Genomic DNA, 22,757 nt, shown 5'->3' on the forward strand with positions numbered 1-22,757 from the left:
CCGGCTCAGGAGCCGGTCCAGCCGCTCCAGCGCTGCACCTCGATCCACACCACCGGCCCGGCGGGTGGACGGTCGCGGTACTGCGCATAGCGCGTGCACAGCGCAGCGACGGCCTCGTCGCGGTGCGGGTCTTCGTCCCTGAGCACCGCGGCGAGGCCGTCGGCGCGTACCCACCACAACTGCGTCCAGTCCTCGGACCACTCGTCGGCCAGCAGGGCGACGGCCGGGTTCGCGGCGATGTTCGCGAGGCGGCGCAGCGCGGTCGTCGTCTTCGGCTTGTGGTCGACGGCGAACACGACGACGTCCGGGGTCGGCAGCGCGAACGTGATCGGCACGAGGTGGGGGACACCGGCTGCGTTCACCGTGGCGAGCCGGACCACCCGCGCCGCTGCGAACGCGGTCCGCGCCTCGTCGGGGGTCACGGGACGCAGCGTAGTTCCGTCGCGTCGGCCGGACGCGCGTGCGGGCCTAGGCTCGCCGGTCATGGAGCTCGGCTTCGCCCTCCCGTACGCCGGTCGCTGGGCCACGCCCGCGAACCAGGCGACCGTCGCCCGCCGGGCGGAGGAGCTCGGGTGGTCGTGCCTGTGGACCTCGCAGCGGTTGCTGTACCCCGACTCGCCGCGGGACAGCTTCCCGGCCGCACCCGGCCCGACCTGGCCGGCGACGATCCGCAGCGTCGTCGACCCGATCACCCCCCTGGCCTACGTCGCCGCGCTCACCAGTCGGATCCGGCTCGGCACCTGCTCCCTGATGCTGCCGCTGTTCTCACCGGTCCTGCTCGCGAAGCAGTTGGCGACCCTCGACGTGCTGTCCGGCGGTCGCCTCGACGTCGGAGTGTCGCTCGGCTGGTCGCAGGACGAGTACGCCGCGGTCGGGACGCCGTTCGTCCGGCGCGGGGCCCGGTTCGACGCGTACCTGGAGGCGCTGGTCGCGACCTGGACGGGGGAGGCGGCGGCGAACGAGTTCGTGACGCTGCCTCCGGGCGAGGTTCTGCCCGCCCCGGTGCAGCGGCCGCACCCGCCCCTGTTCGTCGGCGGGTACACCGAGAACGCGCTCCGCCGCGCGGTGAGGTTCGGCCGGGGGCACCTGGTCGGGAGCCTCCCGCTGGATCGCGTCCCCGAGGTCCGGGCCCGGCTGTCGGAGTTCGCACTCGCCGGTGGCCGTGACCCGGCCGAGCTCGCGCTGGTCTGCCGCGGGGTGACGGTGGTGACCGCGGCGCCGATGGCTCCGGGCGGGAAGCCGCTGACCGGGACCGTGGAGCAGATCGCCGCCGACGTCGAGCGCTACGCCGCCGCCGGCGTCGACCACCTGTTCCTCGACCTCAACTTCGACCCCGCCGTCGGGACCCTCGACTCCGACCCCGCCGCCGCCCTCGACACCGCCCTCGCCGTGCTGGAAGGCGTAACGGTCTGACGAGACGTCAGGGGTCTTGGCCGCGGCGAGGACCGACGGGCGACCTTGTCCGCCCCGGGAGCCTCAGGCGGCTGGCTCGTCGGGTGCGGGGCGGGGTTGTGGTCGTTCCCCGGGTGCTCTGGCTCGGCCGGGTCGGTCGGGTTCGATCAGGGGTGGGATCTCGACGTCGTAGACAGCGCCGAGGCGGGTGATCCAGCGGACCTTGTGGTCGGACAGGCGGATGAGTTGCCAGCCGCCTTTCGATTTAAGGTCGTGGTCGTGCTCGCACAGGGGTCCGAGGTTTCCGGCGAGGGCCAGACCGCCGCGGGCGTGGTCGAGGGTGTGGTCGATCTCGGAGCGGGCAGCGGGGAGGCGGCAGCCGGGGCCTTGGCAGGTCGTCATCCGGAGTTGGGTGTCCCGGCGTAGTCCTGAGCGGGGGAAGCGGCGCCGGGCGTCCTTGGCCCCGGTCTCCTCGTCCTCGGTGTGCGCGGGTGCGGCGGCGTGGTCGGCGATGTCCTCCAGTACCGGCCACCAGGGCTTGAGTGTGGGGCTGGTGAGCGTGCCGTCCAGGAGCGCGGCGAGCAGGTCGGCGGGGATGAGGAGGTCGACGATGCCGTGGTCGTCCGCCCGGCGCCGCTCCCAGCGGATCGGCCGTGCGGTGACCAGTCCGGAGGAGATCGCGTAGCCGTCGGGGCCGGTGACCGCGAAGCGCCACTGCCCGGCGGACAACTGCTTCGCGAGGTCGCGGGCGTACTCGGCGTGGATCGGCCCCTGTCCGGCGAGTTCGGCGGGGTCGCGGTCGATCCCGAGCAGGGTGGAGACCTTCGCGGTCAGCTGCACCCCGCGGTGCGGGGACCGCGCCACCGCCACCGGCTGGGGCGCCGCCTCCGGCTCGGGCTGCGGTGCGGGCGCCGGCTCCGGCTCGGGCTCCGGCACGTCGGTCTCACCCATCTCCGCGTCGGCGGGGCGGGTGGTGGCGAGGTGGGCGAGGATCTGGCCGTCGGTGAGGTCGGCGTAGGTGCCGTCGAGCAGGTTGAGCGCGATCTCCGAGCGCAGGTGATCCACCGGCCGCGGATCCCCGGACCGTTTGGCGTCATCAGCGAGTTTGCGGACCCGGGCGATGGCGGCGGCGACGCGGGCGGGGTCCTGGTTCTGCGCGGCGAGGGTGGCGGTGCCGTCCTCGTTGCGCCAGGAGATCACCCGCCGTTCGCGGTGGGCCTCGGCGAACCGTCGTTGGGCCCAGTCCGGGTCGAGTTGGATGCCGAGTTTGCGGCACCGGGCCCCGATCTGCTCACTGGTCCACGGCCGCTCCGAGTCAAGGGAGCAGTGGTCGAGGACTTCGTCGATGACGGTGTGGGCGTGCTCGTCGCTCATGTCCCGGGTCCAGAAGTGGATCACCTTCGCGCGTTCGATGCTCAGGTCCCCGGCGGCCATGGCGGCGTGCAGTTTCGGGAAGCGGTGGACGACGGCCCCGGCGAAGTCGAGCAGTTCGTTGCCGGAGTAGGCGGAGATCCGCAGCGCGGTGCGGACCTCGTCGGCGCCCCAGCGGTCCGGGGCGGGCAGGCGCACGATCTCGTCCTCGGAGTCCAGGGCGCGGGTCCCGACCTCGGCCACCAGGCCCAGCCAGACCGCGTGGGCGGCGTTGAGTTGCCGCTGTGCGGCGCGCAGCAACGCGACTGACTCGGCCCCGGTCATCGACGCGCGCTCGGCCTCGCTGGGCGCGATGCCCAACGAGATGCCCCACGCGCCCGGCGTGGGAACCGCTGCTGCTGTCGATGTCCCCGTCATCACTGATCAACCTAGACGGCACCACCGACAGTCTGTTCTCGTCGACGCCTGGGTCCGCCGCGGCCCTGGAACCCCGGCAGGACAACGCCTCTGACGCATCATCAGCACCGCCGGCCCCTGCACAAGAGATGTCATCTCCAGTGCACGTCAGGCCTGCACAAGAGATGTCATCTCCAGTGCACGTCAAGAAAGGGTGACACCCCTTACTGCGGAGTAAGGGGTGTCACCCTTTCTTGACAGCCGGGCGGGCTGACGTCAGAGGACGCGGCCGGCGCGCCAGGCGGAGGTCCAGATCTTCTCGAGCTTCACCTTCTGGCCGGGGCGGGGGGCGTGCCAGATCTGCTTGTCCCCGGCGTAGATGCCGACGTGGTAGACGCGGCCGCCGCGGTGGAAGAACACGAGGTCGCCGCGGCGGATCTTGTTCTTCGCGACCTTGTGGGCGCGGGCGAACTGCTGCCCGGAGGTGCGGGGGAGCTTCTCGCCGGCCTTGGCGTAGACGAAGCGGGTGTAGCCGGAGCAGTCGAAGCCGCGGCGGGTCGTGCCGCCGTAGACGTACGGCGTGCCCTTCAGCGCCTTCGCCGTGTGCAGGACGCGGTCGACCTTCTGCAGGCGCAGCGTCTTGCCGACCGGGCCGGCCGCGGCGGCGCTGCTGCCGAGGGCGCCGGCGCCGAGCACGACGACGGCGGCGAGGGTGACGAGGGTGACGAGGGAGAGTGCGGTGGCCACGATCCGGCGGACGTGGGTTCGGAGGCGGATGCGGGCGTGCGTCATCGCGGGCGGAAGAGTCATGGAGATCCCCAGGACCGCCTGCGGAAGGAAACCTGTCGGATTCGGACGCCAGGGACGCCCGGCCCTCCGCGGAGGGCTTCACCCCGAGGGCGCGCAGGTTCGCGCCCGCCTTGCCGGTTCTCCCGCTCCCGCCGCTCGTCGGTAGTACGGACCGCGGGACAGGCGACGGGATTCGGCGTGCACGTCTCGCGGCGGTGCCCGGTGCAGGCACCGAGAACTCCTATCGGCGACCTCGGCCCCCGCCTTGACCGTTCGGGCTCATGCGATCGACATTGCCAATCTCACGGCGATCTCACAGGCGGGCTCACCGACGGGCTGACCGGCACGCTCACGCCAGCACGAGGTACGTGAGCAGGAAGCACAGGGCCGCGAGCAGGACGCAACCGGCGACGACCACGGCGCCGGGGAGCTCCCGAGCCGGGGCGGTGGGCTCGGGGCCGTCCGCCCCCTCCGGGACGAATCGGGACAACCCGCGGGCGAACTCGGTCGCGCTCGCGGGGCGCGCCGCGGGGTCCCAACTCAGGGCCCGCGCGAGCAGGGAGTCGAGCGCGGCGGGGCGACCCACCTGCGCGGCGACGGGCACCGGGCGGGAGTCGGGGGCACGGTGCACCACCGACGCCGCGGTGCGGTGCGAGAACGGCGGCTCGCCGGCCAGCAGGTGGTAGGTCACGGCCGCGACGGCGTAGACGTCGGCGCGGGCGTCGAAACCGGCGCTCTGGTTGATCTGCTCCGGCGCCATGTACGACGGCGTCCCGGTCGTGACGGTGATGCCCGAAGCCTCGGCGAGCAGCTTCGCGCTGCCGAGGTCGGAGACGATCAGCCGCGGCGGCGTGACCCGGTCGTCGAGGAGCAGGTTGCTGGGCTTGAGGTCGCGGTGGACGACGCCGGCGTCGTGCAGCACCTGCACCGCCTCGGCCGTCGCGACGCCGAAAATCAGGGCGTCCGCCGGGCTCAGCGTCCCGATGCGGTCCGCGAGCGTCCCGCCGGGGACGTACTCCATGACGAAGTACGGCCGCGCCTCCGCCTCGCTCACCCCGACGTCGAAGACGCGCACCACGCGCGGGTCGTCGATGCGCCGCAGCATCCGCGCCTCGGCGAGGAACCGCTCGACGACGTCGGCGTTGTTCACCCAGTTGTCCGCGAGCACCTTCACGGCGACGGGCACCTCGAGCGCCGGGTCGTCGCCGAGCCACACCGTCGCGAAGGCGCCCGACCCGATGACACGCACGAGTCGGTACCGACCGACTCGCTTGATCGACTGCATTGAGACACCATGACAGCCCGTGGATTCCGACGACGGTACGACGACGCTCGAAGACGCCCTCGTGGCGCGCGCCCGCGCCGGGGACGCGGCCGCGCTGGAGGAGCTGCTCCGCGAGCTCCGCCCGTTCGTCGTGCGCCGGTGCTCGCGGTTCCTGCCGCACACCCACGACGCCGAGGAGGCCGCGCAGGACGCGCTGGTCGCGATCGCGCAGAATCTCGGCAGCTACCGCGGTGTCGGCACGTTCCGCGGCTGGGTCACCGTCATCGCCTCGAACAGTGCACGCATGACGTACCGCCGGCTGCGGCGGCAGGCGATCGAGAACGGCGCGATCGAGCTGCCCGAGACGGCGGACCCCCGCACGACGAGCGTCATCGCGGGGACGCGGATCGACCTGATGGAGGCGCTCGCCCGCCTGGAGGAGGCGAAACCGCAGGTCGTCGAGCCGTTCGTGCTGCGCGACCTCGGCTCGCTCCCGTACGAGGAGATCGCCGCGATCACGGGGACGCCGCTCTCGACCGTTCGGGAGCGCATCTCCGTGGCTCGCACGTTCCTGCGCGCACGACTGTGATCCAGCTCACACAACGTGTCGCCGACGAAACCGCGGCCCCGCGCATCAAGCGGGGTGGGACGGCAGACCGCGCCGCCCGTCGACGACAGGGGAGGACACCATGAAGCGCAGCACCGCCACCATCGCCGCCGTCACCGCCGCCGTGCTCGGGATCGGGGGTGGCGCCACCGCGGCCCTGCTGAGCGGCGACGACAACGCCGAGGTCAGTCAGGTGACGCCCTCGCCCGCCGCGACACCGGCCGGGACCCCCGCGGCGAACCCGACGGGCGGGCCGGCGGACGCGCTGTCGGAGGAGAACCTGCTGCGTGAGCGGATGTACTTCGACGTCACCGGGCACTCGTTCGACCGCACGTCGCTCGGCCAGAACGCGCGGCTCGGTCCGTGCACCGGCGACAGCACCTTCGCCGACGTCCTGCCGGTCCAGGGCGTCACGCGGATCGGGACCCGCCTCACCGGCAGCGACAACCGACAGGTCACCCACCAGCTCGCGCAGACCCTGAACGCGCAGGAGGCGCGGGTCGCCGCGAACGAGATCGTGTCGCTCGTCGACGAGTGCGCGGCGATCCAGGGCGGCGACTTCGGTTACGGCGACCCGGTGACGGTGATCGACGAGGCGGACCGCAAGGTCGTGTACTTCCCGGCGTTCGACAGCGACCGCGTGTACGGCGGCTACATCGTGCTGCAGGTCGGCCCGCGCGTCGGCGTCGTCGACGTCTCCGACACGGTGCCGGCGGACCAGGTCGAGCACCTCGCGAAGGAAGCCGCGGGTATCGCGGACGACTGACGTGCCGTCAGGCGCGTGGTGCGGTCAGAAGTACCGCACCCGCGCCTCGGGGTGCTCCGCGAGCCACTGCTTCGCCGGGGGAGTGGTCCGCGAGGAGTACCCGACGCGGAGCACGGCGTCCCCGGCACGGGTCCGGTAGTACACCTGCCAGGCGTGGAAGGACGCGTACGCGCGCTCGTCGGCGCGGAGCACGGCCGCGTACTGCAGGACGCCGGTGACGTAGTGCTCGGAGTTGTTGTACCGGCGGACGGCGCGCCGCAGGCCGGCGCTGGTGCCGTCCGCCCCGCCGTTCGCGGCGAGGTAGCGGGCGGCGGCGAGAATCGAGTCGTGCGCGTCGTCGATGTCGCCGCGCCCGTACGCGCGCCAGGTGGCGGGCATGAACTGCATCGGCCCGCGCGCCCCGGCGGTGGAGTATCCGACGATGCGGCCCATCCGGGTCTCGACGAGGTTGATCGCGGCGAGGACCTCCCACGGCACCCCGAAGCGCCGCTCGCCCGCCGCGTAGTAGCGGCGCAGGTTCGCCGCCGGCTCCGGCTCGACGATCCGCCAGGCCGGCATCGTGGTCGCCGGCTTGCTCACGAGCTTCGCCAGGGCCTCCCCGGCCCGCAGTTGGTGCCGGGCGAGCTTGCGGTAGGGCGCCGGCAGCGCGGCGAGCACCGTGCGCTGCCACTCCGGTCGGCTGTGCAGGGCGCGGTACGCGTGCTGGGCGGCCCAGCCCGCGGCGGCGACCCGGGCGGGGCTCTCGGCGCGGTCGCGCACGACGTCCTCGGCGACGGTCAGGTACTGGGCGAGCTGCTGCGGATCGGGCGGCAGCAGCGGCTGCTCGCCGGCCAGCGGCCGGGTGAGCACCGCGTCCCGTTCGGGGGAGACCGCCGCGGCGTTCGCCGCCGCGGGCCCAGGTTCGCCGGCCGAGGACCCCGTCAGGTCCCCGCACCCGGCGACCGCGAGGGCGACGGCGAGCGGGGCCGCCAGGGCACGAACGGCGGTGCGGGTGGATCTCATCGGTCCGAGGTTAGGCGCAGAACGTGCAAGGCGCGGCGCCCCGGGTGGGGCGCCGCGCCTGTCGCGCTGCTGCTGCTGAAACTACTTACGGCGTGGCCGTCGCCGACGGCTCCGGCGAGGACTCGCTGTCCGACGACGAGGAGGTCGGCTCCGGCGTCGCGGCCGGCTCGTCGAGCGGGTTCTTGAAGGTGCCCTGACGCCCGCCCTCGAGCCAGGCCAGGTAGGCCTCGAAGACCTTGCGGGCCTTCTCGATGTCCGTGCTGCCCTCGGACTTGTTGCCCGGCTTGTTGATCGAGTAGAGGATCTGGCCCGGCTTGTTGTCCTCGGCCTTGCCCGGCTGCAGGGCCGGGGCCCCGATGCCGACCTTCGACGAGTCGTTCCACAGGTACCAGCTGTTGATGCCGGTGTCCTTGACCGCCTTGATCTGCGCGGCCACGTCCGCGGCGGTGTAGGTCTTCGGCCAGCTGAAGTTCTGCAGCCACGGGACGACCTGGCACTTCGTGCCGATCATCATCCGGTTGAAGTCCATCATCGACTGCTTGACGATGTCGTACGGCTGGTCGACCGGGGAGGCGACCGAGTACTCGCCCTTGTTCCAGTGCGACGGGTAGATCATCGGCGAGACGAAGTCGAGAACCTTGGCCATCGCCGGGATGTCCTGGGCGACCGAGGACGGCGCGAACGACGAGATGCCGTAGACCGCGGCGCCGGCGGCAGCGCCCGCCGCGCGGATGCGCGGGGCCGCCTTGGCGAGGAAGGCGGTGATGCCCTCGGCCGGGGTCTTGTCCCCGATGCCCGGGTAGACCTGGCCGCTGTTCTCGGGCTTGCGGACGTAGTCGTACATGATCGCGTCGAAGCCGGCCTTGGCCGCCTCCTCGGCGAGCTGGATGTTGTACTCCATGACGTCGTTGTTCGCGAAGTTCGTGAACGCCCCGACGCCGTAGTTGCCGGCCGGGTAGGGCTTGCCGGCGCTGTCCTGGATGAGCATGTCCATCTTGCCCGCGTTCAGCGCCCACTTGCCCAACCGCGGGTCGCGGAAGGCCACGATGCGCCCGGTGATGGTCGCGCCGAGGTCGTGGATCTCCTTGACGGTCGCGGCGAGGTCGAACCGCGCCGTGCCGTTGGGCTTGTAGACCGTCTTGGCCTCGACGGCCAACGGGACCTGCGAGTCGTAGCCGACGATCCCGTCCTCGTCCTTGATGTCGAGCTGGACGTTGTCGAGCTTGCCGGCCTTGATCAGCGCGACGACCGGGTCCTTGGTCGCCGCGTCGCCCCACGCCCACGAGGTGAGGTGGACGGAGCGGACGTTGACCGCGCCGACGCCGTAGCCGGCCTCGGGGCCGGAGGCGTCCGGGTTGGTCGTGGGCGCGGGCTCCTCGCTGGGTGCCGCGCTCTCGGTGGCTGCCGGGGCGGGCTCCGCCACGGGGTCGTCGTCATCGTTGCTGCACGCGGCCAGCGTGGTCAGCAGGGCCATAGCCCCAGCGGCGGCCAAGGCGCGCCGGAGGTTCGGCCGTCGTGCACCGGTCATGGTTGTGCCCCCCGAATCAGGTCAGTCGTCAAGATCAGAGTGCGGCAGAACGCGGGTCCGCCGCACGGACTTCGGTGATCTTGCACCCGATCGGGCTGGGCGAGGCCGGGACGAAATTGGTGAATCCGCCACATCGCAGGATTCGTCCGGGCGCGATCGGGATACGTACAGATCGTAGTTCCCCGACTGCAGTCGGTGAGGGAGGCGGGGAGGCAGTTCTCGCGCCGTGGCGGTCGGGCGCACGCACCGGGGGGCGGGGATCTCGACATGTTGGAGCGGTTCGCCGATGCGGACGTCCTGGTCGTCGACGACAACCGGGCGAATGTCGCGCTGCTGACGGCGATCCTCGAGCGCGCCGGTCTGCGGAACGTGCGCGCGTACACCGACCCGCGCGAGGCCGTCGCCGGACTGGCCCAGCGTCCTGATCTCGCGCTGGTCGACCTGCACATGCCCCACCTCGACGGCTACGCCGTCCTGGAGCGGATCGTCGAACGCGCCGCCGGCTCCTACCTGCCCGCGCTGGTGCTGACCGCGGACGTCAGCACCGAGGCGATGCGGCGCGCGCTGGCCACCGGCGCCCACGACTTCGTGACCAAGCCCTTCGACGCGACGGAGGTCGTGCTCCGGGTCCGCAACCTGTTGCAGACGAACGCCCTGCACAAGGAACTGCGGTTGCACAACCGGTGGTTGCGCTCGAAGGTCGACGAGCAGCGTGCGTACGCCGAGGCCGAACGCGGCGAGCGGTCGCAGCAGGAGGCACGGATCCGCCGCGTCCTCGACGAGCGGGCTCTGACCGTCCTCTACCAACCCGTCGCGGACGTGCGCACCGGCCGGGTCGTCGGGGTCGAGGCCCTCGCCCGGTTCCCCGGTGAGTTCGCGCGCACTCCCGACGTCTGGTTCGCCGAGGCGGACCGGGTGGGGCTGGGCGTGGAACTGCAGATGCTGGCGATCGAGGAGGCCCTGGCGGCGCTGAACGCGCTTCCCGCCGACGTCCTCCTCGGGGTCAACCTGACGCCGTCGGTCCTGCTCGACCGCGCCCATCGCCTCGCGACCGTGACGGAGCCGGTGCTCGAGCGGCTGGTTCTCGAACTCACCGAGCAGGTGCCGGTCGAGGACTACGACGCGCTGAACGCCGCGGCCGAACCGCTGCGCAAGGGCGGCGCGCGGCTCGCCGTCGACGACACCGGCGCCGGGTACGCCGGGCTGCAGCACCTGGTCGCGCTCTCGCCCGACATCGTCAAGCTCGACCTGTCGCTCACCCGCGGCGTAGACCGGGATCCGACGCGCCGGGCCCTGGCCAGCGCGCTGGTCCGGTTCGGGACGGACACCGGTTCCGGGGTCCTGGCGGAAGGGGTCGAGACCGCCGCCGAGCTGGAGTCGCTGCGGGAGCTGGCCGTGCCGTGGGCGCAGGGGTACCTGATCGCCCGTCCGCTGCCGCTGGACGAGGTGCTGCGGTTCTGTCGCGGGGACGACGGTCGGCCGCCGGAGTGAAACCGAGATGACGGACCGTCAGCGGGGCGTCTTCGGTCGGTGGTGGTCGGACCGCTCCCTCCGCACGAAGGGCGTGCTCGTCCTCGCCCTGCCGCTGTTCGCGTTCGTGGTCGCCGCCGTCGTGTTCCTCTCGGTCCTCGCGCAGACCGACCGTTCGCAGGAGCGGGTGGAGGACACCCGGCAGGCGCAGGACAAGCTCGCCCAGGCCTACCGCCTGGTCATCGACGGCGAGACCGGCATCCGGGGGTATCTCGCCACCGGCGACCGGCAGTACCTGGCTCCGACGACCGCGGCGCGGGGACGTCTGCCCCAGGTGCTCGACGAGCTGACGGCGCTCGTCGGCGACTCGCCGGACCAGGCCGCGCGCCTGGCCCGCGTGCGCACCCTGCTCGACGACGGCTACCAGCTGCGCGAGCCCCCGCGGGGGAACGCCGACTCGCGGTTCGTCCGCACCTGGGTCGACCGCCAGAAGGCCTCGACCGACGAGCTGCGCGAGCTGCTCTCCGACGTCTGGCGCACCGAGGACCGGTTGCTCGCGGAGCGGCGGCTGCGGTCCGAGGACCGGTGGATCGACCGCGGGACGGTGATCACCGTCGTCGCGCTCGGCCTCGGGATCGCCGGCGGCGTCGCGGCGATGCTGGCCTTCACGGTGGGAGTGACGCGCCGTCTGGAACGGGTCGTCGCCCGGACCGACGGCCTGCGCGAGGGGGAGGTCCCCGACTTCGTGGATCCGGGCCGCGACGAGATCGGTGTCGTCTCCCGCCGGCTGACGGACGTCGCGTCCCGCTGGCAGCTGTGGAAGTCCGAGGCACAGACGGCCCGGGTCGCCGCGGAGGAGGCCAACCGGGCGAAGAGCGAGTTCCTCTCGCGGATGAGCCACGAGCTCCGCACGCCCCTCAACGCCGTGCTCGGGTTCGCGCAACTGCTGGAGATGGACCTGCCCGAGGGGGAGAAGGAGAGCGCCCGTCAGATCCGGCGGGCCGGGGTCCACCTGCTCGACCTGATCAACGAGGTGCTCGACATCTCGAGGATCGAGGCGGGGCAGCTCACGCTGTCGCTGGAGCCGGTTCGCGTCTCGGCCGTCGTCGGCGAGGTGGTCGAGCTGATGGCCCCGCTGGCCGCCGACCGCGGCGTCGCGCTCGACGTCTCCGACGTGGTCGGCAGCCCGGGGCACGTACTGGCCGACCGGCAGCGCACCAAGCAGGTCGTGCTGAACCTCGTCTCGAACGCGGTCAAGTACAACCGGCCGGGCGGCTTCGTCGTGGTGCGGTGCCGGGTCGGGGACGCCACGACCGCGATCGAGGTGACCGACAGCGGCGTCGGCATCGCCGCGGAGGACCTCGACCGCCTGTTCACCCCGTTCGAGCGGCTGGGTGCGACGAACAGCGAGATCGAGGGGACCGGGGTCGGGCTCGCGCTCTCGCAACGCCTCGCGTCCGCGATGGACGGGCGCATCGAGGTCGAGTCCCGACTGGGCGCGGGCAGCACGTTCCGGTTGGTGCTCCCCGCGGCCGCGGCGCCGGGAACGGCGGCGGACCGGCCGACGGGAGAGATCCGGCTGCCGGCCGCGCGGGCGAGCGCGGAGTCGACCCTCGTCGTCCTCGCCGTCGAGGACAACCCGGCGAACGTCCGCCTCCTGCAGGAGATCGTGAGTCGGCGGCCGGACTGGCGGCTCGTGACGGCCGGGCAGGGACAGGTCGGCATCGACCTCGCGATCGCCGACCCGCCCCACCTGATCCTGCTCGACCTCCACCTGCCCGACCTGCGCGGCGAGGACGTGCTGACGCGACTGCGGGCCGAGCCGCGGACGGCCGCGGTGCCGGTCGTCGTGGTCAGCGCCGACGCGACCCCGGGCCGCGCGGAGCGGGTCCTTGCCCTGGGAGCCGTGGACTACTTCACCAAGCCGATCCAGGTCGGCCGCCTGCTCTCGCTCCTCGACGACGTCCGGCTGGCCCGGATCCCCGGGTCCTGACGGCTCACTGCGCGAGGAACTCCGCGACGCGGACGTCGAGCAACCGGCGATCGGCCCGCGGAACCTGCTGGACGTTCACCGGCCACCCCCTGGGAACGAGCTGCACCAAAGCTGACAAGGTCTGAATAACCGTCAGATTGCTTTGATCAGGAGAAACCCCGGCCCGGCGGCCCTGGGTCTTGAGATCCGGTTCGGCCCGTTTCGATCCGGGATCGTCCGAACGGATGGTTGCTCGGCGCGGCGGCGAGACGCACCTCACGGTTCCTCAAGGGCGACCGGTCCAAGTCCGACATTCACAGCGAACCGCGACGGCCATTCGACGAGCGGGTCCGAGACACCTCACGACGTTCCTTCAGGAGACCCTCGATGTCGCATGCCCCCCTGGCCCGCACCGCCGCGGCGGCGGTCCTCGGCCTGACCGTCCTCACCCCGATGCTGCAGAGCACCTCCGCGGAGGCCGTCGCAGTCAGCGACGCGACCCGCGGCCAGCTGCGGAAGGAGATCGTCGCCGCGGTGAACGCCGCCCGGGCGAAGCAGGGCTGCAAGCCGGTGAAGGTGGCCCCCAAGCTGACGGCGGCGGCGCAGCGGCACGCCGATGACATGGCGCGGACGACGTTGTTCAGTCACACCAGCGCCGACGGTCGCTCGTGGATCGCGCGGATCAGGAAGACCGGCTTCAAGAAGCCGGGCGGGGAGAACATCGCGCGCGGCTATCCCTCGACCGAACGCGTCATGACCGGCTGGCTGAACTCCCCGGGCCACCGCGCGAACATCCTCAACTGCCGCTTCCGGGCCATCGGCGTCGGCCACAACGCGACCGGGAACTACTGGGTGCAGGACTTCGGGTACTGACCCGGGCTGACCCGGGCCCGACCTGGGGTTAGGTGAGCTTTCCCATACCCGCGAATCCGGTCGATCCGTTCAGGTCGACCGGCCCCCGACCGATGGACGGCCGACGGACCGGACGACGCAGGGGGAGCCAGGGATGGCAGCACATCGCGGGTCGACGAGCACGCGGCGGCGCGGAACGCACCGGCGACCGAACCCGCGGGCCGGCGCGGGCCGGCGCGCGGTCGCGCTGACGACGGCGACGGGTCTCTCGGCCGCGGGGCTGCTGCTCACCGCCGGGCCGGCCACCGCCGACGACCCGGTCGCGCAGGCCTCGGGCCGGTTCCTGTCGGGGAGCGTCCTCGGGCTGAACCTCGACAACCTCCTCGCGGTGCTGCCGGCCGGCGCGACGAACCTCGGGTCCGTCCCGCAGGTGTTTCAGGCCAACCCGCTGGACCTCGACCTGCTGAACGCGATCCCCGTCTCGCTCGGGCCGGTCAACCTCCTGGGGTCGAACCCGATCCTCACCCTCGGCGCCGTCGGCCAGTACGCCCAGGCGAATGCCGACGGCAGCGCGGTGGCCGCCGCCGGAGCGGTGACGGACTCCGGGGCGATCGCCGTCGGCGGGGCCGGCGTCCCGCTCGCGAACGCCGCGCTGAACCTGAGCGGGCTGCTCGGCAGCGGCGACACCGGACTGATCAGTGAGCTCGGGCTCAACATCGAGTCCATCGCCGCGCGCGCCGTCCAGGCCGCCGGGGCGGGCGGCGCCCAGACGGGTACCTACGGCATCGCGGACATCAGCCTCGACCTCCGCAGCCCCGCGGTGGCGCAGATTCTCGGGGGACTGCGCACCACGCTCGCCGGCCTGCAGGTGCCGGTGGATGCGATCGTCGACACCCTGAACTTCCTGCTCGACCCCGCCGACCTCGGCATCGTCGAGATCAGTGGCCTGCCCAGGCTCGTCGACCTCGTCGACGCCCTCGGCACGATCAACAGCAACGACGGCTCGCTGCAGGTGAACCTCCTCGAGGGCCGGATCAGCGTCGACGTCGGGCACCTCGTCGACCTTGCCGGGCCGGACCTGGACTCGCTCCCGCCGAACACCGAACTGCTGCCGCTGATCACCACGACGCTCACCACACAGCTGCTGCCGACGATCACCGGGATCCTCGACGACCTGCTCGCGGACATCACCGGCTCGCTCGAGGACCTGACGGTCACCGTGCTCGGGCTGCCGATCGAGGTCGGCACGCTGCTGTCGGTCGTCACGCCGGTCGTGAACCTGGTGACCGGCGCGATCACCGGCGTGGTCGCGGGTCTGAACCCCCTCCTCGACGACACGATCGCGAACCTGCTGCCGAACGTGCTCGGTCTGCAGGCCAACGTGCAGGAGACCGCGGACGGCCGCTTCACCCAGTCCGCGTTGCGCGTCGCCGTGCTGCCCGGCAGCCCGTCGGTCGCGGAGATCAAGCTCGCGTCCGCCTCGGTCGGTCCGAACGCCGGGCCCGCGGACCCGGAGCCGACCCCCACCCCCACCCCCACGCCCGACCCGACGCCCACCCCGGACCCGACGCCGAGCCCGACTCCCACACCGACCCCGACCCCGTCCGCGACGCTGCCGGAGGCGGTGACGCCGGACGCCGACGAGGTGCCCGCGCCGACGGACGCGACCGCGACGCCCGCGCTCCCGAACACCGGGGCGGCCGGGATCGTGCCGATCGGGACGGCCGGTCTGACGATGCTGGTCGCGGGCGGGGCCCTGAGCGCCGTCCGTTCCCGGCCCCGCGGTCGACACGCGCGGCGATAGGAAATTCGTTCTGCTCCTGTCGGTGGGTCGTGATTGGGTACCCCGTGGTCCCCGTCCGGCCACACGGCAGGAGAGTCATGACGGACATGGTCCGGGCCACCGGCCTGGTCAAGCGGTACAAGACGGTGGAGGCGCTCAGCGGGCTCGACCTGCAGGTCGAGGAGGGGTCGGTCGTCGCGCTGCTCGGGCCGAACGGTGCGGGCAAGACGACGGCGGTGCGGGTTCTCACGACGCTGCTCGTCCCCGACGCCGGCACCGCCCAGGTCGCCGGCGTCGACGTGCTCGCCGACCCCGCGGGCGTCCGTGCGCGCATCGGTCTGTCCGGGCAGTACGCCGCGGTCGACGAGCACCTCACCGGCTACGAGAACCTCGAGATGGTCGGCCGGCTCTACGACCTCGGCCGCGCGCGGTCGCGCGCCCGGGCGCGCGAGCTGATCGAGCGCTTCGGCCTGACCGACGCGGCCGACCGGCCCACCAAGACCTACTCCGGCGGCATGCGTCGCCGGCTCGACCTCGCGGGCGCGATCGTGGCCGCACCGCCGCTGCTGATCCTCGACGAGCCCACGACCGGGCTCGACGTGCGCAGCCGGTTGCAGCTGTGGGACGTCATCCGCGAACTCGTCGCGGCCGGGACCACGCTGCTGCTGACGACGCAGTACCTGGAGGAGGCCGACCGCCTCGCCGACGAGATCGTCGTGATCGACCACGGCAAGGCGATCGCCCGCGGCACGGCCGACCAGCTCAAGGCACAGACCGGGGGCGAGCGGATCGAGGTGATCCTCGCCGACTCGACGCGGCGGGAGAGCGCGGAGCGCGTGCTGGCGGCCGTGGCGCGCGGTGACGTGCAGGTCGACGAGAGCGGCCGCGGTCTCGCCGCCCGCGTCGACGAGGGCGCGCGTTCGCTGCAGCAGGCGCTGCGCGAGTTCGAGTACGCCGGTATCGAGGTGCTCGAGATCGGGTTGCGGCGTCCCACGCTCGACGACGTCTTCCTCGAACTGACCGGGCACGCGGCGGAGCCCAGTACCGACGCTTCGACCGAGGGGGTGGCGTCGTGACCGGTACTCCGACGACGTCGACAAGGCCCGCGCCGGTGCGCATCGCCCGCGACGGCTGGGTGGTCGCGCGGCGGAACGTCATCAAGATCGTGCGGGTGCCGGAGATCCTGGTCTTCGTCCTGATCTCGCCGATCATGTTCGTGCTGCTGTTCGCGTACGTCTTCGGCGGCGCGATCGACGTCCCCGGCGACGTGGACTACAAGGAGTTCCTGGTCCCCGGGATCTTCGCCCAGACCGTCGTGTTCGGCGCGACGTTCACCGGCGCCGGGCTCGCCGAGGACATGCAGAAGGGCATCATCGACCGGTTCCGGTCGCTGCCGATGTCCCGGTCCGCCGTGCTGGTCGGGCGGACGGCGTCGGACGTCATCTACAACGTCCTGTCGCTGACGATCATGGCGCTGACGGGTCTGCTCGTCGGCTGGCGGATCCGCGACGGCATCCTCGACGCGGCGCTCGCCTTCGGAGTTCTGCTCGTGTTCGCCTACGCCATCAGCTGGGTGATGGGCTGGGTCGGCCTGCTGGTCCCGAGCCCCGAGGTCGTCAACAACGCCTCGTTCATCGTGATCATGCCGCTGACGTTCGTCTCGAACGTGTTCGTGCCGACCGAGTCGTTCGACGGCCCGCTGCGCACGTTCGTCGAGTGGAACCCGGTGTCGACGGTCGCGCAGGCGACCCGGGAGCTGTTCGGCAACACGTCGCCGGACGTCGTCACGCCCGACAGCTGGGCCATGGAGAACCCGGTGATCTACACGCTGCTGTGGTCGGTGGCGATCGTCGCGATCTTCGCGCCGCTGTCGGTGCGCCAGTACGTCCGGGCGTCGAACCGCTGACCGGCGCGCTGAGGCGGCGTCAGCCGGCGAGGGCCTTCTCGATGTCGGCCCGCAGCTTCTCGGGCTTGGTGGTCGGGCCGTAGCGCTCGACCACCTGGCCGTCCCGGCCGACGAGGAACTTGGTGAAGTTCCACTTGATCTTCTCGCCGAGCAGGCCGCCCTTCTGCTTGCGCAGCCAGTCGAAGAGCGGGTGGGCGTCGGAGCCGTTGACGTCGACCTTCTCCATCATCTGGAACGTGACGCCGTAGTTGCGGGAGCAGAACTCGCCGATCTCGGCGGAGTTCCCCGGCTCCTGGTGGCCGAACTGGTTGCAGGGAAATCCCAGGATCACCAGCCCCTGGGAGCCGTAGGCCTCGTGGAGTTCCTGGAGACCGGCGTACTGGGGCGTGAACCCGCACTTGGAGGCGGTGTTCACGACGAGAACGACGGAGCCCTTGTACTCGGCGAGGGACTTCTCCTCGCCGTCGAGGGTGCGGGCGGTGAAGTCGGTCAGGGCGGTCATGGACCCTCCTCGCGGTGTCGTGGCTCTCATTCTTCGTTGCCGACGCCGGAGTGGGTGGGTCGGGGCCGGATCGGGGAAGGAGACGGCCATGGCCTTCACTCAGCAGGTGACGCCCACCGCGCCCGCGGCCGCCGACCGGCGCGTCGGCTTCGACGTCGGCGTGCTCGTGCTGTCCCTGCTCCTCGTGGCGGCGGTGGCCGTCTCCGGGGCGCTGATCAACGCGGGGGAGACCGACGGCTGGTACGCCGCGGCGGACAAGCCGCCGGCGACGCCGCCCGGGTGGCTGTTCGGGCCGGTCTGGTCGATCCTCTACACGGCGATGGCCGTCGCCGCCTGGCTGGTCTGGCGCGCGGGTGGCTTCGCCGGGGCGCGCACCGCCCTCGGTCTCTACGCCCTCCAGCTCGCGCTCAACGCCACCTGGACGCCGGTGTTCTTCGGCGCCGAGCGGCTGTTCCTCGGCCTGGTCGTGATCCTGGCCCTGGACCTCGCGATCCTCGCCACCGCGGTGGCGTTCCGCCGACACAGCCGGACGGCCGCGCTGCTGCTTGTGCCCTACCTGGCGTGGACGCTGTTCGCCACGTACCTCAACGCCGGGATCGCGGCGCTGAACTGACGGTCGGGACCTCGACCGTCACCGCCTGGCCCCACGGCCCGGACATCGAGCCGCGCACCAGGCGCAGCCGGACGTCGTAGACGCCACCGCGTTCCAGCGCGAACTGCGCCGACCGCGCACGTTCCTTCGTCGCCACCGGCGCGGGCGCGTCGACCCGCCGGACCTGGACGGCCGCGCTGGTCACGGCCTGCGGGGACCACCGGACCGTGACCTTGCGGCCCGTGATCGACACCTCCGGCCGCTGGGTGAAGGTCCACCGGGTGGCGATCGGGATCTGCGGCTCCGTCGGCAGCACCCCGACGCGGGCGAGCTCCTCGGCGATCCGGCGCGCGATCATCCCCTCGCCGGCGGACGTCGGGTGCAGACCGTCCCAGGTGTGCTCAGCCGGCGACCACCCCTGGGTGGTTCGCGCGACGGTGACCGGCGAGCGGCGGGTGGTGAGCCGGGTCGCGAGCCGGGGGAGCCGGGCGTTGTACTCGGCGGCGGCGGCGTTGATTCGGTCGCGGTCGGCGACGCGGTCGGCGGGCAGCACCGGCGAGATCACGATGCGCACGTCGCGCTTGGCCGTCCGCACCTGCTTCACCCAGGCGCGTAGCGAAGCCTCGATCTGGTCGGGCGTCTGTCCGCGGCGCAGGTCGTTGACGCCCGCCTCGAGGACGATGACGTCCGGCTGGTGCCGCGCGACCTCGGCCCCGATGGCGCCGACCATCTCCCGCAGCTGCCAGCCCGCGCGCGCGAAGTGGTCCTGGTCGAAGGCGGGGTCGGCGTAGGCCGCGCCCGCGAAGCCGGCCGGCCGGTACGGCGACCGCCACGACCCGACGAAGTCGAAGGGCTTGGCCTGGAGCCGGAACTCCTGCGCGAGCCGATACCGCCAGGTGTAGTCCCCGTGGCTGCCGTGCGTGATCGAGTCGCCGGTCAGGAGCAGCCGCACGGGCTGGCTGCCCGCCCGCGCCGGGGTGGCGGTGAGGGTCGCGGGGCCGACGGTGAACGCGCCGAACGCCGTGACGGCAGCGAGGAGGCCGAGGCCGATCCGGGACACGCGGCGATGGTAGGTGCCGAATCCGGCGAAGTGATCACCCTTCCGCTGAAAAGGTGGCCGGAAACCTGCGAATCGGCTGAATCGAGCCCCGTGGCGGCGCTCGGACCGCCGGAGCACGACGGCAGAGTCGCCGTATCGGGCAGGATGGGGACGTGTCGAAGAGTCGCCCGGTCCCGGTTCGTCTTGCTGCGGTCACGCTGACCGCGGCTTTGTCGGCCACCGCGATCCACACCACGGCGGTCGCCGGACCGGCGGACGATCCGCGGCCGAAGTACGGCTCCGAGCAGGTGCCGACCGGTGTCACCCCGCCGTCGCCGAAGTCCGGGTTCGCGGGCGACGTCGAGGACGTGCCAAGGGTTCGTGCGACCGCGCAGAACTTCGGTCGCCTCGCGTCGCGGAACGGGATCGGCGTGCGGACCTACGTCGTCTCCGAGGAGTTCGGCAACGCCCGCACGCTGGACGTGTACACGCCGCGGCACCTGCGCGGTAAGAAGGGCAAGAAGGGCCGAACGGTCATCCTGGTCCACGGCGGTGACTGGCAGAAGGGCGACCGCATCGACCTCGAGCGGCACGCCGTCGACCTCGCCCGGCTCGGATTCGTCGTCGTCTCCGTGAACTACCGACTCGCCACCGAGGCGCCCTGGCCGGCGCAGCGGGACGACGTGAACGCCTCGATCCGCTACGTCCGGCAGAACGCGAAGCAGCTCAACGTCGACAACAAGCGGACCGTGCTGATCGGCTCGTCCGCCGGCGGGCAGATCGCGGCGAACGTCGCCACGTACGGATCGGGCAAGAAGCGGTTCCGGGGCCTGGTCACGCTCTCCGGGCTGATCAGTCCGCTCCACATGGCGAAGAAGGATCCGGCCTACTCCAACGGTGTGATCACGAGCATGCTGCTGCGCTGCCCGCTCGGTCAGTGCCGCGAGCAGTACCGGGACGCCAGCGCGATCACGCTCCTGGACCGCAAGGATCCGCCGGCGCTGCTGTTCCACTCCCTGAAGGAGCAGCCCTGGGGGCCGCAGCAGGCCAAGGACTTCGCGCGCGCCGGGCGGCTGCGGGGCGTCCCCGTCAAGCTCGTGCTCCTGCCGGGTCGCCAGCACGGGATCGACACGTGGACGAAGGTGTTCCCGACGCTGAAGAAGTGGCTCCTCGAACGGCTGGGCACCAAGGACCGTTAGGTCGGGATGTCCGGATACGTCCGGCCTGTCCCGGGTCCGTTCGGCTGATGTGCCGCTGAAAGCCGGACGATTCCGCGGCCCGCCCCCCACGATGACCGCGGGGGTGTTCAGGGGTGGGCACGAGAGTAGGAATGCGTCAGGCCTGGGTGGCCGTCATCGCGCTGGCGACCGCGCTGTCGCTGCTGGTCGGGTCGGACGACTCGCCGGCCGCCGCGGGTGAGACCGCGCCCGGGCAGGTGGTCGTGGCCGAGACGGTCGCGAGCCAGACCTCCACCGGCGCCACCGACTCCGGCGACTCCGACCTCGCGGCGGCGGCCCCCGAGCCGATTCTGCTCCCGCCCGTGACCGCTCCGGCCGACTTCGGCCTCCTCGCCTCCAAGGCCGGCGTCCGGGTGAAGACCCACGTCGTCTCGGAGGAGTACGGCAACGCCCGCGCGCTTGACGTCTACACACCCCGTCAGTTGCGCGGACGGACCGGCCAGGCGCGGCCGACGATCGTCCTCGTCCACGGCGGGGGCTGGGTCAAGGGTGACCGCACCGACCTGGAGAAGCAGGCGGTTCAGCTCACGCAACTCGGCTACGTGGTGGTGTCGGTGAACTACCGCCTCGCCCAGCACGGGACGGCGGCCGAGCAGCGCGAGGACGTCCAGGCGGCGATCGCCTACGTGCGGAAGAACGCGTCGCGGCTGAACGTCGACCCGAAGCGCATGGTCCTCATCGGCAGCTCGGCCGGCGGCCAGATCGCCGCGAGCGTGGCCACGGCCGGCACCGGCCCGAACCGCTTCCGCGGACTCGTCACGCTGTCCGGGCTCCTCGACCCGTTCTACATGGTGGGCACGAACCCGGACTACAGCGGCGGTGTCGTTCCCAACCTGCTGCTGCGCTGCCTGCCGATCGAGTGCCCGGACGAGTACCGGGCCGCCGCCGCGGTCAACCAGCTCGACCGAACTGACCCGCCGTCACTGCTGTTCCACTCCGCCAAGGAGCAGTCGTGGGGACCGGAGCAGGCCCAGGCCTTCCAACGTGCTGCCCACGCGGTCGGCGTGGACTCACGCCTGGTCGTGCTCCCGGGCCGCAAGCACGGCATCGCGCTGTGGAACCAGATCTTCCCGGTTCTGCGGGACTGGCTGGCCGAGCGCGTCTGACCCGTTCGACCGGGGCGTCCGGCCCAGCTGGGCGCGGATCCAGCGCTGGGTGAAGTCGAAGAACTCACGGGCGCGGGGGGCCTGGTTCAGGTCGTGCCCCGCACCGGGGAGGACGTAGGCGTCCAGCACCGGCAGGTACGCCCCGAGGTGCCGGCGCTCGTCGGCGATCAGCTCCTCGGGGGTGTCGCACTGCGTGGCGCCGAAGCGCAGGCCGGTGACGTCGCCGGTCTCGGGAAGCGTGCGGTCCTCGTAGGGACGGGTCGCGGTGTCGAGCTGCGCGCCGGCGGGGAAGGGGTGGAAGTTCTCGCGGCAGAACAGACTGTCCTGCTCGCCGGCGACGAGCAGTACGGGGACGCGGATGTCGTGCTTCGTGGTGAGGATGTCGCGGAACTTCGCGAGCTCGGAGAAGGTGACGGTCGACTTCGTCGCCTCGTCGTGTGCGATCACCTCGGGGTCGGCCTCGGCGGGGGCGTAGAACGACTTGTAGCGCGTGTTCGGAAGGGTCGTCAGATAGCCCGGGTCCAGGCCGGCGTCGCGGAACTTCTCGTCGAACATCGCCGGGTACATGTTGCCCAGCGCGTTCGCCAGGGCCGTCGGGGCGCCCTTGCTGGAGGCCGCGGTGAACACCGCGGCGTCGACGTCGGAGTAGCGGCCGACCTCGAACCAGCCGGTCCAGGTCCCGTAGGAGTGACCGACGTAGACGACCTTGGAGAAGCGGCGGCCGTCCGAACGGCGGATCTCGCCGGTGCGGATCGCCTGCACGACCTCGTGGACCGAATGGGCGTTGCTGTCGATCGTGAGGTCGGTGGAGAGCGGCTTCGACGAGCGCGTTGACCCGACGCGGTCGATCGCCAGCGTCGCGAAGCCGGCCCGGTTCGCGGAGGCGACGTAGTTGTAGCGATCCGTCCCACCGGTGCGGTCGGGGAAGGACCAGTACCCGGCGTCGTAGGTGATGCCGTGGACGAGCAACTGGATCGCGGTCGCCCGCACACCCTTCGGTTCGCAGAGATCACCGACGATGCGCTGGTCCTTCGGTCCGCCCTCGGTCAGCGCGACGGCGACCTCGACCTGCCGGCAGGACGGACCGGCCTCGGCGGCGATCGCGGTGCCGGGCGCGAGCAGCGTCAGCGCCGCCGCACCCGCGACTGTGTGCCGCACCCGTCGGGCCCGACCGCCAATCAT

At 72.0% G+C, this 22,757-nt stretch carries 21 protein-coding genes; 12 read left to right on the top strand and 9 right to left on the bottom strand.

Annotated features, from left to right (window positions below):
- Positions 1 to 5: 5 nt before the first annotated feature.
- Positions 6 to 422, bottom strand: a complete 417-nt coding sequence (locus ABD401_RS17375; RefSeq protein ID WP_344607008.1) for a TIGR03668 family PPOX class F420-dependent oxidoreductase — start codon at positions 420 to 422, stop codon at positions 6 to 8.
- A gap of 61 nt (positions 423 to 483) precedes the next feature.
- Between ABD401_RS17375 and ABD401_RS17380 the strand changes: the two genes are divergently transcribed.
- Positions 484 to 1,413 carry a TIGR03619 family F420-dependent LLM class oxidoreductase gene (locus ABD401_RS17380; protein WP_344607010.1) on the top strand — a complete coding sequence of 310 codons (930 nt, stop codon included), beginning with the start codon at positions 484 to 486 and terminating at the stop codon, positions 1,411 to 1,413.
- A gap of 63 nt (positions 1,414 to 1,476) precedes the next feature.
- On the opposite strand, the gene ABD401_RS17385 is transcribed toward ABD401_RS17380, so the two are convergent.
- From ABD401_RS17385 to ABD401_RS17395, 3 genes are all read right to left on the bottom strand, one after another.
- Positions 1,477 to 3,087 (bottom strand): HNH endonuclease signature motif containing protein, encoded by a 1,611-nt coding sequence (locus ABD401_RS17385; RefSeq protein WP_344607068.1) that lies wholly within the window; start codon positions 3,085 to 3,087, stop codon positions 1,477 to 1,479.
- Between the two features lie 348 nt (positions 3,088 to 3,435).
- Entirely contained in the window at positions 3,436 to 3,969 is a 534-nt protein-coding gene (locus ABD401_RS17390; protein ID WP_344607012.1) for a C40 family peptidase, read from the bottom strand.
- Positions 3,970 to 4,297: 328 nt separating this feature from the next.
- On the bottom strand, positions 4,298 to 5,233 hold the full coding sequence (locus ABD401_RS17395) for a serine/threonine-protein kinase (RefSeq protein ID WP_344607014.1): 936 nt from the start codon (positions 5,231 to 5,233) through the stop codon (positions 4,298 to 4,300).
- A gap of 19 nt (positions 5,234 to 5,252) precedes the next feature.
- On the opposite strand from ABD401_RS17395, the gene ABD401_RS17400 reads away from it, so the two are divergent.
- Both ABD401_RS17400 and ABD401_RS17405 read left to right on the top strand, forming a co-directional pair.
- The gene (locus ABD401_RS17400; protein ID WP_344607016.1) at positions 5,253 to 5,801 is read left to right on the top strand and encodes an RNA polymerase sigma factor; all 549 of its coding nucleotides are present in this window, start codon (positions 5,253 to 5,255) and stop codon (positions 5,799 to 5,801) included.
- 100 nt (positions 5,802 to 5,901) lie between these two features.
- Positions 5,902 to 6,585 carry a hypothetical protein gene (locus tag ABD401_RS17405; protein ID WP_344607018.1) on the top strand — a complete coding sequence of 228 codons (684 nt, stop codon included), beginning with the start codon at positions 5,902 to 5,904 and terminating at the stop codon, positions 6,583 to 6,585.
- A 24-nt stretch (positions 6,586 to 6,609) separates the two neighbouring features.
- On the opposite strand, the gene ABD401_RS17410 is transcribed toward ABD401_RS17405, so the two are convergent.
- Positions 6,610 to 7,587, bottom strand: coding sequence for a lytic transglycosylase domain-containing protein (locus tag ABD401_RS17410; RefSeq protein ID WP_344607020.1), 978 nt, complete (start codon positions 7,585 to 7,587; stop codon positions 6,610 to 6,612).
- A gap of 85 nt (positions 7,588 to 7,672) precedes the next feature.
- Positions 7,673 to 9,061: a putative glycoside hydrolase gene (locus ABD401_RS17415; RefSeq protein ID WP_344607022.1), complete on the bottom strand. Its 1,389-nt coding sequence runs from the start codon at positions 9,059 to 9,061 to the stop codon at positions 7,673 to 7,675.
- Positions 9,062 to 9,382: 321 nt separating this feature from the next.
- On the opposite strand from ABD401_RS17415, the gene ABD401_RS17420 reads away from it, so the two are divergent.
- From ABD401_RS17420 to ABD401_RS17445, 6 genes are all read left to right on the top strand, one after another.
- A complete protein-coding gene (locus ABD401_RS17420) occupies positions 9,383 to 10,606 on the top strand; it encodes an EAL domain-containing protein (protein ID WP_344607024.1) in 1,224 nt (407 codons plus the stop codon).
- Positions 10,607 to 10,613: 7 nt separating this feature from the next.
- On the top strand, positions 10,614 to 12,578 hold the full coding sequence (locus tag ABD401_RS17425) for an ATP-binding protein (protein ID WP_344607026.1): 1,965 nt from the start codon (positions 10,614 to 10,616) through the stop codon (positions 12,576 to 12,578).
- A gap of 366 nt (positions 12,579 to 12,944) precedes the next feature.
- Positions 12,945 to 13,430, top strand: coding sequence for a CAP domain-containing protein (locus ABD401_RS17430; RefSeq protein WP_344607028.1), 486 nt, complete (start codon positions 12,945 to 12,947; stop codon positions 13,428 to 13,430).
- A gap of 133 nt (positions 13,431 to 13,563) precedes the next feature.
- The gene (locus ABD401_RS17435; RefSeq protein ID WP_344607030.1) at positions 13,564 to 15,213 is read left to right on the top strand and encodes a choice-of-anchor G family protein; all 1,650 of its coding nucleotides are present in this window, start codon (positions 13,564 to 13,566) and stop codon (positions 15,211 to 15,213) included.
- Positions 15,214 to 15,290: 77 nt separating this feature from the next.
- Complete coding sequence (locus ABD401_RS17440) at positions 15,291 to 16,268, top strand: ATP-binding cassette domain-containing protein (protein WP_344607032.1); 978 nt, start codon at positions 15,291 to 15,293, stop codon at positions 16,266 to 16,268.
- A complete protein-coding gene (locus tag ABD401_RS17445) occupies positions 16,265 to 17,098 on the top strand; it encodes an ABC transporter permease (RefSeq protein ID WP_344607034.1) in 834 nt (277 codons plus the stop codon). Before ABD401_RS17440 ends, ABD401_RS17445 begins: the two co-directional genes overlap by 4 nt.
- A 19-nt stretch (positions 17,099 to 17,117) precedes the next feature.
- Here the strand turns inward: ABD401_RS17445 and ABD401_RS17450 are convergent, their stop codons facing one another.
- Positions 17,118 to 17,600 (bottom strand): glutathione peroxidase, encoded by a 483-nt coding sequence (locus ABD401_RS17450; protein WP_344607036.1) that lies wholly within the window; start codon positions 17,598 to 17,600, stop codon positions 17,118 to 17,120.
- An 88-nt stretch (positions 17,601 to 17,688) separates the two neighbouring features.
- Between ABD401_RS17450 and ABD401_RS17455 the strand changes: the two genes are divergently transcribed.
- Positions 17,689 to 18,213, top strand: coding sequence for a TspO/MBR family protein (locus tag ABD401_RS17455; protein ID WP_344607038.1), 525 nt, complete (start codon positions 17,689 to 17,691; stop codon positions 18,211 to 18,213).
- On the opposite strand, the gene ABD401_RS17460 is transcribed toward ABD401_RS17455, so the two are convergent.
- On the bottom strand, positions 18,185 to 19,252 hold the full coding sequence (locus ABD401_RS17460) for a GDSL-type esterase/lipase family protein (protein WP_344607040.1): 1,068 nt from the start codon (positions 19,250 to 19,252) through the stop codon (positions 18,185 to 18,187). The two genes, ABD401_RS17455 and ABD401_RS17460, sit on opposite strands and share 29 nt — an antisense overlap.
- A gap of 152 nt (positions 19,253 to 19,404) precedes the next feature.
- On the opposite strand from ABD401_RS17460, the gene ABD401_RS17465 reads away from it, so the two are divergent.
- Positions 19,405 to 20,430: an alpha/beta hydrolase gene (locus tag ABD401_RS17465; protein WP_344607042.1), complete on the top strand. Its 1,026-nt coding sequence runs from the start codon at positions 19,405 to 19,407 to the stop codon at positions 20,428 to 20,430.
- A 131-nt stretch (positions 20,431 to 20,561) separates the two neighbouring features.
- A complete protein-coding gene (locus ABD401_RS17470; RefSeq protein WP_344607044.1) occupies positions 20,562 to 21,575 on the top strand; it encodes an alpha/beta hydrolase in 1,014 nt (337 codons plus the stop codon).
- Here ABD401_RS17470 and ABD401_RS17475 read toward each other — a convergent pair.
- On the bottom strand, positions 21,480 to 22,733 hold the full coding sequence (locus ABD401_RS17475; protein ID WP_344607046.1) for an alpha/beta fold hydrolase: 1,254 nt from the start codon (positions 22,731 to 22,733) through the stop codon (positions 21,480 to 21,482). The genes ABD401_RS17470 and ABD401_RS17475 overlap by 96 nt on opposite strands.
- Positions 22,734 to 22,757: the final 24 nt, after the last annotated feature.

Origin of the sequence: Sporichthya brevicatena (assembly GCF_039525035.1) — a bacterium.
GTDB classification, from domain to species: domain Bacteria; phylum Actinomycetota; class Actinomycetes; order Sporichthyales; family Sporichthyaceae; genus Sporichthya; species Sporichthya brevicatena.

Coding starts and splice junctions, on each gene's coding strand:
- ABD401_RS17430 (WP_344607028.1), top strand. CDS start 12,945: ATGTCGCATGCCCCCCTGGCCCGCACCGCCGCGGCGGCGGTCCTCGGC.
- ABD401_RS17380 (WP_344607010.1), top strand. CDS start 484: ATGGAGCTCGGCTTCGCCCTCCCGTACGCCGGTCGCTGGGCCACGCCC.
- ABD401_RS17450 (WP_344607036.1), bottom strand. CDS start 17,600: ATGACCGCCCTGACCGACTTCACCGCCCGCACCCTCGACGGCGAGGAG.
- ABD401_RS17390 (WP_344607012.1), bottom strand. CDS start 3,969: ATGACTCTTCCGCCCGCGATGACGCACGCCCGCATCCGCCTCCGAACC.
- ABD401_RS17470 (WP_344607044.1), top strand. CDS start 20,562: ATGCGTCAGGCCTGGGTGGCCGTCATCGCGCTGGCGACCGCGCTGTCG.
- ABD401_RS17425 (WP_344607026.1), top strand. CDS start 10,614: ATGACGGACCGTCAGCGGGGCGTCTTCGGTCGGTGGTGGTCGGACCGC.
- ABD401_RS17435 (WP_344607030.1), top strand. CDS start 13,564: ATGGCAGCACATCGCGGGTCGACGAGCACGCGGCGGCGCGGAACGCAC.
- ABD401_RS17420 (WP_344607024.1), top strand. CDS start 9,383: ATGTTGGAGCGGTTCGCCGATGCGGACGTCCTGGTCGTCGACGACAAC.
- ABD401_RS17395 (WP_344607014.1), bottom strand. CDS start 5,233: ATGCAGTCGATCAAGCGAGTCGGTCGGTACCGACTCGTGCGTGTCATC.
- ABD401_RS17405 (WP_344607018.1), top strand. CDS start 5,902: ATGAAGCGCAGCACCGCCACCATCGCCGCCGTCACCGCCGCCGTGCTC.
- ABD401_RS17440 (WP_344607032.1), top strand. CDS start 15,291: ATGACGGACATGGTCCGGGCCACCGGCCTGGTCAAGCGGTACAAGACG.
- ABD401_RS17455 (WP_344607038.1), top strand. CDS start 17,689: ATGGCCTTCACTCAGCAGGTGACGCCCACCGCGCCCGCGGCCGCCGAC.
- ABD401_RS17415 (WP_344607022.1), bottom strand. CDS start 9,061: ATGGCCCTGCTGACCACGCTGGCCGCGTGCAGCAACGATGACGACGAC.
- ABD401_RS17385 (WP_344607068.1), bottom strand. CDS start 3,087: ATGACCGGGGCCGAGTCAGTCGCGTTGCTGCGCGCCGCACAGCGGCAA.
- ABD401_RS17410 (WP_344607020.1), bottom strand. CDS start 7,587: ATGAGATCCACCCGCACCGCCGTTCGTGCCCTGGCGGCCCCGCTCGCC.